Source organism: Aliivibrio sp. 1S128 (genome assembly GCF_001691065.1).
In the GTDB taxonomy this organism is placed as follows: domain Bacteria; phylum Pseudomonadota; class Gammaproteobacteria; order Enterobacterales; family Vibrionaceae; genus Aliivibrio.
Genome location: NZ_MAJV01000102.1, coordinates 156,827 through 170,073 on the forward strand (window position 1 = coordinate 156,827; position 13,247 = coordinate 170,073).

13 protein-coding genes are annotated in these 13,247 nt (G+C 39.7%); 8 read left to right on the forward strand and 5 right to left on the reverse strand.

Annotated features, from left to right (window positions below; translation table 11 throughout):
* The first annotated feature begins 2 nt into the window (after positions 1 to 2).
* From hisC to A6E03_RS12615, 8 genes are all read left to right on the forward strand, one after another.
* Positions 3 to 1,043 (forward strand): histidinol-phosphate transaminase, encoded by a 1,041-nt coding sequence (hisC, locus tag A6E03_RS12580; RefSeq protein WP_065591628.1) that lies wholly within the window; start codon positions 3 to 5, stop codon positions 1,041 to 1,043.
* A gap of 73 nt (positions 1,044 to 1,116) precedes the next feature.
* Positions 1,117 to 2,190, forward strand: a complete 1,074-nt coding sequence (gene hisB, locus A6E03_RS12585) for a bifunctional histidinol-phosphatase/imidazoleglycerol-phosphate dehydratase HisB (protein ID WP_065591629.1) — start codon at positions 1,117 to 1,119, stop codon at positions 2,188 to 2,190.
* An 8-nt stretch (positions 2,191 to 2,198) separates the two neighbouring features.
* Positions 2,199 to 2,813 carry an imidazole glycerol phosphate synthase subunit HisH gene (gene hisH, locus A6E03_RS12590; protein WP_065600976.1) on the forward strand — a complete coding sequence of 205 codons (615 nt, stop codon included), beginning with the start codon at positions 2,199 to 2,201 and terminating at the stop codon, positions 2,811 to 2,813.
* Positions 2,814 to 3,006: 193 nt separating this feature from the next.
* Positions 3,007 to 3,744, forward strand: coding sequence for a 1-(5-phosphoribosyl)-5-[(5-phosphoribosylamino)methylideneamino]imidazole-4-carboxamide isomerase (gene hisA, locus A6E03_RS12595; protein ID WP_065591631.1), 738 nt, complete (start codon positions 3,007 to 3,009; stop codon positions 3,742 to 3,744).
* Entirely contained in the window at positions 3,726 to 4,499 is a 774-nt protein-coding gene (gene hisF, locus A6E03_RS12600; protein WP_045101759.1) for an imidazole glycerol phosphate synthase subunit HisF, read from the forward strand. The genes hisA and hisF overlap by 19 nt, the downstream gene beginning before the upstream one ends.
* A complete protein-coding gene (hisIE, locus tag A6E03_RS12605) occupies positions 4,496 to 5,116 on the forward strand; it encodes a bifunctional phosphoribosyl-AMP cyclohydrolase/phosphoribosyl-ATP diphosphatase HisIE (protein ID WP_065591632.1) in 621 nt (206 codons plus the stop codon). Before hisF ends, hisIE begins: the two co-directional genes overlap by 4 nt.
* 108 nt (positions 5,117 to 5,224) lie before the next feature.
* Positions 5,225 to 5,911 carry a TIGR01621 family pseudouridine synthase gene (locus tag A6E03_RS12610; protein WP_065600977.1) on the forward strand — a complete coding sequence of 229 codons (687 nt, stop codon included), beginning with the start codon at positions 5,225 to 5,227 and terminating at the stop codon, positions 5,909 to 5,911.
* Entirely contained in the window at positions 5,908 to 6,873 is a 966-nt protein-coding gene (locus A6E03_RS12615) for a class I SAM-dependent methyltransferase (protein WP_065591634.1), read from the forward strand. Before A6E03_RS12610 ends, A6E03_RS12615 begins: the two co-directional genes overlap by 4 nt.
* 48 nt (positions 6,874 to 6,921) lie before the next feature.
* Here the strand turns inward: A6E03_RS12615 and A6E03_RS12620 are convergent, their stop codons facing one another.
* From A6E03_RS12620 to A6E03_RS12640, 5 genes are all read right to left on the reverse strand, one after another.
* Positions 6,922 to 8,658, reverse strand: coding sequence for an ABC transporter permease subunit (locus tag A6E03_RS12620; protein ID WP_065600978.1), 1,737 nt, complete (start codon positions 8,656 to 8,658; stop codon positions 6,922 to 6,924).
* A gap of 5 nt (positions 8,659 to 8,663) precedes the next feature.
* On the reverse strand, positions 8,664 to 10,157 hold the full coding sequence (locus tag A6E03_RS12625) for an ABC transporter substrate-binding protein (RefSeq protein ID WP_065600979.1): 1,494 nt from the start codon (positions 10,155 to 10,157) through the stop codon (positions 8,664 to 8,666).
* A gap of 17 nt (positions 10,158 to 10,174) precedes the next feature.
* A complete protein-coding gene (locus tag A6E03_RS12630; RefSeq protein ID WP_065600980.1) occupies positions 10,175 to 10,975 on the reverse strand; it encodes an ABC transporter ATP-binding protein in 801 nt (266 codons plus the stop codon).
* Positions 10,972 to 11,730: an ATP-binding cassette domain-containing protein gene (locus A6E03_RS12635; RefSeq protein WP_065591638.1), complete on the reverse strand. Its 759-nt coding sequence runs from the start codon at positions 11,728 to 11,730 to the stop codon at positions 10,972 to 10,974. The genes A6E03_RS12630 and A6E03_RS12635 overlap by 4 nt, the downstream gene beginning before the upstream one ends.
* Before the next feature lie 175 nt (positions 11,731 to 11,905).
* Positions 11,906 to 13,210, reverse strand: a complete 1,305-nt coding sequence (locus A6E03_RS12640) for an MATE family efflux transporter (protein WP_065600981.1) — start codon at positions 13,208 to 13,210, stop codon at positions 11,906 to 11,908.
* Positions 13,211 to 13,247 lie beyond the last annotated feature (37 nt).

The following is a 13,247-nucleotide window of genomic DNA, read 5'->3' on the forward strand; positions in this document are numbered from 1 at the left end:
TGATGGAAAAGTTAGCCAGAAAACAAGTGCAAGCATTAACGCCTTACCTCTCTGCCCGTCGAATCGGTGGTACAGGGGATGTGTGGTTAAACGCCAATGAATCTCCATTTGATAATGAATACAAATTCAATTTTGCACGCCTTAACCGTTACAGTGAATGTCAGCCACCAGAGTTGATCAATGCTTATGCGGCTTATGCAAAAGTAAAACCAGAGCAAGTGCTAACATCTCGTGGTGCTGATGAAGGAATTGAATTATTAGTTCGTGCGTTCTGTGAGCCAAATGAAGATGCAATTTTATATTGCCCACCAACCTATGGTATGTACTCAATCAGTGCAGAAACCATTGGTGTAGAGACAAAAACGGTTCCGCTGACCTCTGATTGGCAATTGGATTTACCATCAATTGAGCAAAATTTAGATAATGTAAAACTGGTCTTTGTATGCAGTCCAAATAACCCAACTGGCAATGTGATTAACCGTAAAGATATTTTGTCTTTATTAGAGATGACAAAAGATCGTGCCATTGTGGTGATGGACGAGGCGTATATTGATTTCTGTTTGGAAGTCTCAACCGTTGATTTACTTGCTGATTATCCGCACCTAGCTATTTTGCGTACGTTGTCAAAAGCCTTTGCATTGGCTGGCTTACGTTGTGGTTTTACATTAGCAAATGAAGAACTGATTAATGTATTACTTAAAGTGATTGCACCATATCCAGTCCCCGTTCCTGTAGCTGATATTGCAACTCAAGCGTTATCTGAAGCAGGTTTAGCTCGCATGAAATACCAAATGCTTGATTTAAGCGCTAACCGAGCTTATTTGCACGCAGGATTAATGGTATTGAATGGAGTTACTGTTCATGAAGGTTGGGGTAACTATTTATTAGTGCAGTTCCCTGATGGCGATGCAGTGTTTAAAGCCGCGTGGGATCACGGCATTATTTTACGTAATTCACCAATTAAAGATTGTGTGCGTATTAGTGTTGGCAACCGCGAAGAGTGTGAAAAAACAGTAAGCTTTATTCGTAACCAATTAATTTAATGTTATCCCCAAACTTAGGAATAAGGCTTGGGGCTATCAATAATAGAATTAGAAAAATTAAAAGGACGTTCCTGTGAGCAAACAACAAAAGATTTTATTTATTGACCGTGATGGCACCTTAATTGTTGAGCCGCCTGTCGATTTTCAAGTAGACCGTTTAGATAAGCTAAAATTTGAGCCTCTGGTTATTCCTTCTCTATTGTCTCTTCAAGAAGCGGGTTACCGTTTAGTGATGGTGACGAACCAAGATGGTTTAGGGACAGATAGCTATCCGCAAGATGAGTTCGATGCGCCACACAATATGATGATGGAGTTTTTTGAATCTCAAGGCGTTAAATTTGATGATGTTCTGATCTGTCCTCACTTTGAAGAAGACAATTGCTCATGCCGTAAACCTAAATTGGGCATGGTAAAAGAATACCTTCAAGGTGGAAAAGTGGATTTTCAACACTCGGTTGTGATTGGTGATCGCCAAACGGATCTTCAACTGGCTGAGAACATGGCAATCCGTGGTATTCAATATCACCCCGAGACAATGAATTGGCCTACGATCTTAAAAGATCTTACGGTAAATGCACGAACTGCAGAAGTTATCCGCACAACTAAAGAAACAGACATTAAAGTGTTTGTTAATTTGGATGAGCAAGGTGGCAATACAATCTCAACCGGTCTTGGTTTCTTTGATCACATGCTTGATCAAATTGCTACGCACGGTGGCTTCCAAATGAAGATCAATGTCGAGGGTGACTTGCACATTGATGATCACCACACCATTGAAGATACGGCTCTAGCACTAGGCGAAGCGTTAAAAGAAGCCTTGGGTGATAAGCGTGGTATTGGTCGTTTTGGTTTTAGCTTACCAATGGATGAATGTTTAGCGCAGTGTGCACTGGATTTATCTGGTCGCCCATATCTGAAATTTGATGCGGAATTTAGTCGTGATCAAGTGGGGGATTTATCAACAGAAATGGTGGTTCACTTCTTCCGTTCATTAACGGATACCCTTGCTTGTACATTACACCTTTCTTCTGCTGGTCATAATGATCACCACATTATTGAAAGCCTATTTAAAGCGTTCGGCCGTACATTACGCCAAGCGATTAAAGTGGAAGGTAATGAACTGCCAAGCTCAAAAGGCGTATTGTAGGAGTGACTATGACAAAGCAAAATGTCGTTATTATTGATACAGGCTGTTCTAACGTATCGTCAGTGAGATTTGCTATTGAGCGTTTGGGTTATGACGTTACGATAAGCAGAGATCCACAAGTGGTATTAGCGGCAGATAAGCTGTTTTTACCGGGCGTTGGCACAGCAAGCGAAGCGATGAAGAACTTGGCTGAACGTGATCTCATTAAGTTGGTTAAGCAAGTTGAAAAACCGCTATTGGGTATCTGTTTAGGTATGCAACTTTTGGGTAAGCTTTCTGAAGAGAAAGGCCAAAAAGCAGATCAAATTGTGGATTGTTTAGGCTTATGTGACGGTGAAGTTCGTAAGCTTCAAACGGGTGATTTACCACTGCCTCACATGGGGTGGAATACGATTAAACCCGTTGAAGGTAATCCACTCTTTAAAGACATTCCAGAGAACAGTTACTTTTACTTCGTACACAGCTTTGGCATGCAAGTGGGTGATTATACGATTGCCTCTTGTGACTATGGACAACCCTTTACCGCCGCATTACAAGTGGGTAATTATTACGGTGTTCAGTTTCACCCAGAGCGTTCAAGTAAAGTGGGTTCAAAGCTTATTCAGAACTTTTTGGAGTTGTAAAAGAAAGAGTTCAGATCGGTCGCAAGCTCCCTTGCAGAATTCAGAGGAAGGTGAGGGTATTATTAATACCAAAGCGGATTTTCTGAATTCTTCAAGCGAAGCGATCTGAACTCTATTACTCAGAAAGTACAGTATTTGATAGCGTAAATAAAAATTAGGAACTCACAGTAGAGTGAGGCGTAAAAGGATATTTATGATCATTCCAGCATTAGATTTAATTGAAGGCCAAGTAGTTCGTCTATTTCAAGGCGACTACGGGCAAGTAACAGAATACAAAGTTGATCCGGCTGAACAGTTCAATTTGTATCACCAAGCGGGTGCAAATTGGTTGCACCTTGTTGATTTAACTGGCGCAAAAGACACGACAGCGCGTCAATTGGATTTGATCGCACGTTTATTAGCAAGCACCCCTGCTAATATTCAAATTGGTGGTGGGGTACGTAATGAAGCAGACGTTCAAGATTTATTAAACGCTGGTGCGCAACGTGTAGTTGTAGGTTCGACAGCAGTAAAGCAGCCAGAATTAGTCAAAGGTTGGATGGAAAAATACGGCGCAGAAAAAATCGTATTAGCGCTAGATATCAACATTGATGAAAACGGCACTCGTAACGTTGCTATTTCAGGCTGGCAAGAAGATTCAGGTGTAACGATTGAAGCATTGCTTGAAGATTATCTAACGGTTGGCCTTAAGCATGTATTGTGTACTGATATCTCACGCGATGGCACGTTGCAAGGCTCGAATGTAGAACTCTACGTAGACCTATGTAAACAATACCCACAAGTGCAATTCCAATCTTCTGGCGGCATAGGGTCACTGAATGATATCGCCGCGCTGAAAGGCTCTGGTGTTGCTGGTGTCATTGTTGGTCGAGCATTACTTGATGGCAAGTTCACCGCAGAGGAGGCATTCCAATGTTGGCAAAGCGAATAGTTCCTTGTCTTGATGTTAAAGATGGGCAAGTAGTAAAAGGCGTTCAATTTCGTAACCATGAAATTATTGGTGATATTGTCCCTCTGGCACAGCGTTACGCAGAAGAGGGCGCGGATGAGTTGGTATTTTATGATATCACTGCATCAAGTGATGGTCGTGTAGTAGATAAAAGTTGGGTCGCACGCGTCGCAGAGGTGATTGATATTCCATTCTGTGTGGCAGGTGGAATTAAAACGGCAGAAGATGCGGCGAAGATTTTAGAGTTTGGTGCTGACAAAGTATCAATTAACTCACCTGCATTAGCGAATCCAGAGTTGATCACAGAGCTTGCCGATAAATTTGGTGTTCAGTGTATCGTGGTAGGTATTGATTCTTACTTTGATAAAGAAACGGGTAAATACCAAGTTTATCAATTTACCGGCGATGAAGAACGCACCAAAGCAACCAAATGGGAAACCAAAGATTGGGTGCAAGAAGTTCAAAAACGCGGAGCAGGCGAAATCGTATTAAACATGATGAACCAAGATGGCGTGCGTAATGGTTACGATTTAGAACAATTGAAAATGGTACGAGAAGTGTGTCATGTGCCATTAATTGCATCAGGCGGTGCCGGTGAAATGGTTCACTTTGCGGATGCTTATAAGAAAACCAATGTTGATGGTGCGTTAGCAGCGTCAGTATTTCACAAACAAATCATCAATATTGGTGAGTTAAAAGAATATTTAGCCGAACAGGATGTAGAGGTACGCCGATGAGCCAACAAGAATTAGCAACACGAATTGATTGGGAAAAAGTGGATGGTTTAGTGCCTGCTATTATTCAAGATTTTGGTTCAAGCCAAGTATTGATGATGGGTTACATGAACCAAGAAGCATTGGCGAAAACGCTAGAGACAGAAAAAGTCACGTTTTTTTCTCGTACTAAAAATCGTCTATGGACCAAAGGTGAAGAGTCGGGGAACAGTTTAAATCTAGTTAATATCTCATTAGATTGCGATAACGATACTCTGCTTATTAAAGTTAATCCAGTGGGCCCAACGTGCCACACAGGAACAACCACTTGTTGGGATGGTGATAAAACTGAAGAAACACAATTGGTGTGGCTTCATCAGTTGGAACAGCTACTTGCCGAACGTAAGAATGCTGATCCTGACTCATCTTACACAGCAAGTCTCTATGCCCGTGGCACCAAACGTATTTCGCAGAAAGTTGGCGAAGAAGGCGTTGAAGTCGCGCTTGCAGCGACGTCGGGTGACAAGGCGGAGCTAGTGTGTGAATCAGCAGATTTAATGTATCACTTGTTTGTTCTGCTTCAAGATCAAGGTCTATCGTTCGATGATGTGATCAATAAATTGAAAGAACGTCATAAGTAAGCCTCTTTAATTACAAATAATAACTCAACGCCGATCATCTGATCGGCGTTTTTATTGGAATTGAGATACCATCCTCGTTATACTCTGCGCTCAATTTTAGGAGCGCCAATGTTCGATATCCTTTATCAAAATTCAGATTTTCTTGTTATAAATAAGCACCCAAACATCAGTGTTCATAAAGACGATGGTGAAACCTCATTATTGATTGAACTCGCTAAAGTTACGGGAGATAAGCAGCTTTATTTAATCCATCGTTTAGATAAAATGACATCAGGATTATTGCTTATTGGTCGTAATCAGTCGGCTGCAAGTGAATTATCACAATTGTTCGCAAAGCGTTTAGTTGAAAAATACTATCTTGCTATTGGTGATAAAAAGCCTAAGAAAAAACAAGGTCTGGTTATTGGCGATATGGAGCGTTCACGTAGAGCGTCATGGAAGCTAATCAACAGTAAAGAAAACCCTGCGATTACTCAGTTTTTCTCAACGGCAGCCCATAATGGCAATCGTCTGTTTTTATGTAAACCGCATACAGGGAAAACACACCAAATTCGAGTGGCGTTAAAAAGCGTAGGCTCGGGTATTCTAGGCGATTCAATTTATAGCTCATCTAAAGCAGATCGCGGTTATCTTCATGCATATGCTTTACGCTTTACTTATCAAGAGCAAGCGTTTGAATTTGTTGAAACACCAAAGCAAGGTGAAGAGTGGCAAGATGACACCATTCAAGCAGGATTAGCGCAGTGGCAAACACCGTGGACATTAACTTGGCCAGAGATTAAGAAGAAATCATGAAGATAGAAGCATTAGATACGTTATTTACTCACTTAGAAGCACAGCTAGCAACACCACAGAATGAGCTTCGTCGTTTATTCCATGGTCGTGGTCAATGTTTTGAAGGCTTAGAACAACTCACGGTTGATTGGCTTCAAGGTCAAGCTCCTCAAAATCAAGGGGCTCAAGGTCAACTAGTGGTGGCGCTATTTAAAGAGCAAGCTCCTACTTTTGTTGACGCTCTAGAATCAAAGCTGAACGCATTTGCCAGTTCAGACGTATGGAAAAACGCTAAAGGCCAAGCTATTTTATTGCAACATCGTTATCAAGAATTAGCACCAACGCAAGTGGTGTGGGGCAGTGAAGAAACCTTCCCTGTAGCGGTAGAGAACGGATTAAAATATCAGCTAGAGCTTAAAAAAAACCAGAACATGGGGCTATTTTTAGATATGCGCTATGGTCGAAAATGGGTTCAAGCACACAGCGAAGGTAAATCGGTGTTAAACCTGTTTGCGTATACGTGTGGTTTTTCTGTTGCTGCTATAGCGGGTGGTGCGACTCAAGTGGTTAATTTAGATATGGCAAAAGGGCCGTTGAGTCGTGGTCGTGATAATCACCGTTTAAACGAACATGATTTATCAAAAGTAAAATTCTTAGGTCATGATATTTTTAAGTCTTGGGGCAAGATTAAGAAACTGGGCTTGTATGATTTGATCATCATTGATCCACCTAGTTTCCAAAAAGGCAGCTTTGCACTGACCAAAGATTATCAGAAGATCTTACGTCGTTTACCTGATTTATTAAGTGAGACTGGCGAAGTGTTGGCGTGCGTAAATTCACCAGCAGTGTCTACAGATTTCCTGATTGATGGTATGGCTGAAGAAGCACCTGAATTGAAGTTTGTAGAGCGTTTAGATAACCCGCCAGAGTTTGCAGATATTAATCCTGAAAGCGGCTTAAAAGTGATGCGTTTTACTCGCTAAACTTGAATTTGATATAAAGAAGCCCCCTTTGCGATAAGGGGGCTTTTATTAATCATCGAACAGTAAATTAATGGCAATTCCCATAAGAATAAGTCCAAAAATCGGCCCTAAAACACCCAGAGGTGCTCTCTCTATATAAGGAAGGTTCTCTGCTATCATTAATCCCCATTCTGATTCTGGTGGTTTTGCCCCTAACCCAATAAAACTTAAAGAGGTTAAGCTTAATGTAATGACAGGAAATTTTAATAGAGTATGTCTTAATAACGGAGGCAGGACATAAGGCAATAAGTAGAAACGGAAAATCGTTAACTTATTTGTGCCCCAAGTAGGTGCTAAATGAGTATAGGGTTGAGCTTTAGCTTCGACGATTAAGCTTGAGCAATGTGCTGCCAGCGGGGCCCATGACACTAAAACAATAGCGATGAGTGCACTGTTCGCATTCATACCTGAAATGCCTGCGACTAATAAGCCAGCCACGATATACGGCACCCCTTTAGTGACTTCAATAAGTCCTTGAGTCCATCGCGTATTAAACCCCATGACAATGCCAGTTAATAAGCTTAGAAATGTAGCTAAAATTCCAGCTTGAAACGTTGATATCATGCCCGCGCCAATTCGAGCCAATAAATCTCGACCTATGCCATCAGCTCCTAATGGGATGTGTATGTTAGGAGAGGCTAAACGAGAAAATTGACTTGAGTAAGGATCTCTAAATAGTGCCCAAACAGCAATGAGTAATAGAAATGATAAAATACTAAATGCGATCATTCGCTTAGGTGCACTTTTAGTCAATTGGAATGATGAATGACTACTAATTAATTTCCCACTTTTAAGACTATGACCTAAGATTAACTGTTGTAATAGAAGCCCAAAACTACTGATCATAATAGATAAAAACAATAGTACTAATAAGCCGCCCTGAAGAATGGGTAGATCTTGTGCTTTTGTTGCACTAAGAATGAGCTGTCCAATTCCCGGAATTGAAAAAATTTGTTCTACTGCAACCGCTCCGCCGGTGATCCCTATGATAATCATTGAAATTTGAGGGATTAGGCTACTGAGTGCTTTTTTAAGAGCAAAACGGATTATTTGGTTTGTGTGTACATTTGCACTTAACCAAGTCGTTATCCACGGTTCATTAAACACACGGAGTAGGCTGTCGTGTAATAAGCGACTGAATAATCCACTTGCAGGTAAAGCAAGAGCTAAGCTTGGTAACCAAATATTTTGCCAACTTTGCCAGCCATAAGGCGGGAACCAACCAAGCCAAATAGAAAAAAATAGAATGAGTAAAGAAGCAATAACATATTCAGGCAATGATATAAAAACAATGCTTAAAGAGTGGTGGTTACTTTTTAGTGTTCCTTTTTTCCAGAGCCTTAGCATCCTGATTAAAGCCATACTGCAAAGTATAAACGTCAATATTAATGCAGTAGACATTAAAAATAGAGAAGTAGATAGTGCCTTTTGAATAGAAGATGTCACGGAAGATCCGTCTATCCAAGATACCCCTAAATCCCCTTTTATTAATCCGGAAAACCAATCAATTAACCGTTCAAATGCACTACGATGAAGTTGAAGATCTGTTCGTACAGCTTGTAAAGATTCAGCCGTTAATAGTTGCTGTTGTCCAGAACGTGCTCTAAGAATAGATTGACTTGGATCTATACCCGCAATTTCAGGTATTAACCCGACTAAAATCACCACAGCAGTAAGTGAGACTAGTCGGGATAACCAAGGTACTAATATAGATAATACAGAGCGTATCGTTGAAACAGAAAACATGTACTTTAGTTAACCTGTGTTTGTTGGTTAATTAAACGACGTTCACTAGGATCACGAATTACATTATTTACCCTTTTACTTTCGCCTTGAATTACGCGTTCATGGAGTAGAGGGATAGCGGCGTAATCATTTAATATTTTTTGTTCAGCCTCAATAATAGCTTGTTGTCGTTTCGCCCCTAAAGATTGTAAATCAGCATGATAAAGCGCGCTATCAACGTCTTTAGAGCAATACAGTCCAAGGTTATATGAACCTTGGCATCCAAAATCACTCATCATATAAGCCACAGGATCACCCGAATCAAGTACTGTTGCACGAGAAAGAATAAAGGCATCAAATTTACCCGCTAAAGCATCATTTTCAATCTGAGCATACTCACGGATATCAAGCTTAACGTTAAAACCGACCGCTTCAAATTGCTGCTTTAAAATTGCTGCGACCTCGGGAAGCTCTGCACGGTCAGTGAAAGTACCAATGACAATGGTTTCTCCGTTAGCTTTTAGGTTTTTATCTAAAAGCGGTGCTTCTGGTCGAAGTGGTGCGGCCCAAGCCAGTGCTGGTCCAAATAAGCCTTGAGCGATATCTGCATGATTTTCATAAACCATTTCGACTATTTGTTGTCTATTGATCGCTGCTGCAGCGGTTTTACGTAGTGCTATTTGGCTGAAAACTTTTGATTGGTTATTTAAGTAGAGCGTATTTGTTCTTGGCATCGCAACTTCATGAAGTAGTTCAGAATCAATTGTGGCTATTTGTGATACAGGAACAGCTTCAACAATATCTGCGGTACCTGTGCGTAGAGCGGCTGCACGAGAAAAACCGTTTGGAACATACTCTACATGAACGACATCTATTTGAGCTTTTTCTCCCCAGTAGCCATTGAAGCGACGAAGTTCAGCACTTGTACTGCCATTAATATTCACTAGTTCAAATGGGCCTGTGCCCATTCCTGTAGGAATGACTTGTCCATTTTCTTTATAAGCATCTGACGCTAGAATCGCTAATTGAGGGCTTGATAGACGGTTTGGTAAAAGTGGATCGTTAAAAGTGGTATTAATCTCGACAGTAGAATCGTTTAGCGCTTTTATTTTTAAATCGATACCATCAAGAATACGAGGTTTAGGCGCAGCTTCTAATGCTTTTTGTAAAGAGTGAGTGACTGCAAATGCATCTAATGTTGAACCATCATGAAAAGTAACACCTTGTCGGACAGTAAAATGCCAAGTAAGGGGATCGATTTGTTCCCATGCGGTTGCTAGCATAGGCTCTGCGTTAGATTGCGCATTTAAGTTTACCAGTGTTTCTGCTGTACTCCATCGAGATAACTTGAAAGCATCATCAGATAAAGGAGATAGCCCTGTTCTTGGTGGTTGCATCATGGCAATGTTAATTACTGATTCGGAGTTTTCTTTATCAGCATCGACTTTAACATCAAAACAACCAGTCAAAGGTAGAGTCAATGCAAGCATGCAAGCTAGCTTTATTGTATAGAGACGCATAATGATGTTTTATTCCATTAGTTATTTGGTTGATTAGGTATGATTAGAGATTGGGCATTAATCAGTGCTTGAGTAGTAGGGTGGTTAGGTGCTGTCATTATTTGATGGGATGAGCCAAACTCTGCAATTTCGCCATGATTTAACACTAAAATATCTTCGCATAATGTTTTTGCAGCTTGTAGGTCATGGGTAATTAATACAAGGCGCATATCTAAGCGTGATTTTAATGACATTAATAAATCAAGTATCTTTTGACGACTAACAGGATCGAGACTGCTCGTTGGTTCATCAGCAATAAGAACGGATGGATTTACCACTAATGCTCGGGCAATCGCGACTCGCTGTGCTTGACCTGTTGAAAGTTGAGCAGCAGTTAATGGTAATAGTTTATTTGATAAACCTACGTCTTTTAAAGCGTCTTTAATTCTTACTTCATGATTACTTTTGTCGTTAAGATTTAAAAGAGGCTCCTTTAATACCTGATAAACAGTGTAGTAAGGATTTAAACTTGTATGCGGTTCTTGTGGGATGAGTTGCATGTGCTTACATACGTTAGTTTGAACTTTAGGTGAGTTTATTGGTAAGGAATTCCCAAAGAGAATAATATCGCCGTTCGTGGCTTTACGTAATCCGAACAATAATTCAATTAGAGTAGATTTTCCTGATCCAGAAGGACCAACAATGGCTAAGCTTTTGTCTTCAATGCATAAGTTTATATTATGAAGGGCTTTAAAAGGCTTCCCTCCTAACCAACGAGGTAGGGAGTAATAATAAAGTGAAACATTATTAAATTGGATTGATGCTGTCATGTCATTCATGCGATAAGATCTTTTAATGAGCAACAAAAAGAGTGAGAACTATTTTCTAAAGCTTCTCTAGGTGGACCATACGCAACCATACCGCCGTCATCAATAATTAGTAATTTGTCACAAGCGAGAGCACTACTAAGATTGTGAGTAATTAATATTCCAGCAAGTTGTTTTTGTTTAACATTTTCACGGATTAACGTTAGGATCTCTTTTTCTGTTATAGGGTCTAGCGCACTCGTCGGTTCATCTGCGATCAGAATTTCAGCCTTACTTAGAAGACCTATTGCGATGCATATCCGTTGGCGTTGGCCTCCAGATAATTGACTAGGATATAAAGGAAGTATTAAATCAGGTTCTGAAAATTCAAGTTTCTTGAGAAGCTCAATGAGAGTTTTTTTTTCTATTTTATTTGGTTTTGTTTGAGATCTTGTTAATGAAAGACATAACTGACCTTCAATAGATACTAATGGATTAAGAGCTTGAAGAGCATCTTGAAATATAAAAGCAGGGCGTTGGGCTGCTGTTCTGTGTAATAAAGATACATTAGATACGTCATGACCAGACAGTGATATATAACCTTTAACTTGAATTGGATCTGCAGTGAAACCCGCGATAGCACGAGATAACATTGATTTACCTATACCAGAAGGTCCCATTATTGCGAGTAGTTCTCCACGGGATACGTCGAATGTAACATCGCTAAATAATACTTTTGAAGGCGTTGAGATACTTAATTGACTGACTGAAACTATAGGTAAATTCACACTAACTCTTAAATTGATATGTTATAACATAACAATAATATCATTTTGAAAAGATAATGAAAAGTGCAAAAAGTTAACAACTGAGTAATTTAACAACAAATTAATTTTAATGAGCCTCCCTTAGTTTAAAACTGAGGATCCATCAAGTTATATGCTTTTTATTTGTATATTTAAATTAAATGACTTTCTGTTTTATTTTATAAATAAATGGGTATAAAAACATAATTCGGCCAAGGTAGAAGGCTGTAAATGCAAACCAAAGACCATGATTTCCCCACCAGTTCACAGTGAACATTAGCATCACTAAAAATAAGAATAGTGTAGCTAGGCTTGAATCTCTAACAGGTCGAGTTGTCCCCGTCCCTGTAAAAATACCGTAAGTAGTTAAGCCAAATCCAGCGACGAGTGGAAATATAATAAGCCAAGGTGCCATTGTATGATAAAGCGTTATAAGTTCAATTTGATCGGTAAATAGCAGAATAAGGCTATTTCTGAATATGACAATTAGTAATGTAAGAAGAATAATGAACCCTGCAGTCCATTGAGCGTTGAGTTTTATTACTTGGTTGAACATTGCTTGATCTTTTTGACCTACGGATTTTCCTGCAAATACACTTGAGGCATTAGCAATGCCATCAAACATATAGCTAATAATAAAAGTGATCTGCATTAAAATGGCATTAGTTGCTAAAACGTCAGTTCCAAGTTGAGAGCCTGTACGGGCGATCATATTAAAAAATATTAAGATACAGACAGTGCGAATTAATAAATCAGAGTTAGATGATACGATTGCAGATAACTCTTTTTTATTGATCTTTGTGGATTGTAAAAATGCAGATACAGAGATGTTACTTGTTTTCAGTACGATGGTTATTCCAATAATAAAGGTTGTGATTTGAGCAATTAAACTAGCGTAAGCGACGCCAGCGACACCAAGATCAAAGTAGAAAACAAAGATAACATCAAGCACGATATTTAGCAGGTTACCAAAAACCTGCGTATAGAGGGTCTCTTTTGCTTTTGCTTGCCCCATTAACCATCCGATAATGGAATAGTTTATTAGAACGAAAGGGGCGCCATAAATTAGAATGCAAAAATACAAATGAGCTTGCTCAGCAACAAGGGGGTCTGGAGATATTACCCAAAGGGCTCCTTGCCAAATGAATGATTGGAAAATAATAAAGATGAAGCCGACAGATGCAGAAAGAATAAATGGCCTCATTAAGCTATTTATTAAACTCGATTGGCATCCTTTTCCTAAAGCTATTGCGCTTTGTCCTGTCGTACTGACACGAAAAAAGCCAAATAACCAATAGATGGTGTTCATGATAACGGTGCCTATAGCCACGCCGCCAATTAATTCAGCAATGCCCATTTGCCCAATAACTGCAGTATCAACAGCACCTAATAAAGGTTGAGTGACAGTTGATATAATGAATGGAAAGGCAATTTTAGAATAATCTTTGTGTGTTATAGTCATGAAGTCCTGTTAGTGATAATCATTTTCATTAACGATA

What these genes read in the sequence shown, in the direction of transcription:
- A6E03_RS12625 (WP_065600979.1), bottom strand. Translation starts at nt 10,157, where the DNA reads ATGCGTCTCTATACAATAAAGCTAGCTTGCATGCTTGCATTGACTCTA.
- A6E03_RS12615 (WP_065591634.1), top strand. Translation starts at nt 5,908, where the DNA reads ATGAAGATAGAAGCATTAGATACGTTATTTACTCACTTAGAAGCACAG.
- hisA (WP_065591631.1), top strand. Translation starts at nt 3,007, where the DNA reads ATGATCATTCCAGCATTAGATTTAATTGAAGGCCAAGTAGTTCGTCTA.
- A6E03_RS12620 (WP_065600978.1), bottom strand. Translation starts at nt 8,658, where the DNA reads ATGTTTTCTGTTTCAACGATACGCTCTGTATTATCTATATTAGTACCT.
- A6E03_RS12640 (WP_065600981.1), bottom strand. Translation starts at nt 13,210, where the DNA reads ATGACTATAACACACAAAGATTATTCTAAAATTGCCTTTCCATTCATT.
- hisIE (WP_065591632.1), top strand. Translation starts at nt 4,496, where the DNA reads ATGAGCCAACAAGAATTAGCAACACGAATTGATTGGGAAAAAGTGGAT.
- A6E03_RS12610 (WP_065600977.1), top strand. Translation starts at nt 5,225, where the DNA reads ATGTTCGATATCCTTTATCAAAATTCAGATTTTCTTGTTATAAATAAG.
- hisH (WP_065600976.1), top strand. Translation starts at nt 2,199, where the DNA reads ATGACAAAGCAAAATGTCGTTATTATTGATACAGGCTGTTCTAACGTA.
- hisF (WP_045101759.1), top strand. Translation starts at nt 3,726, where the DNA reads ATGTTGGCAAAGCGAATAGTTCCTTGTCTTGATGTTAAAGATGGGCAA.
- hisC (WP_065591628.1), top strand. Translation starts at nt 3, where the DNA reads ATGGAAAAGTTAGCCAGAAAACAAGTGCAAGCATTAACGCCTTACCTC.
- A6E03_RS12630 (WP_065600980.1), bottom strand. Translation starts at nt 10,975, where the DNA reads ATGAATGACATGACAGCATCAATCCAATTTAATAATGTTTCACTTTAT.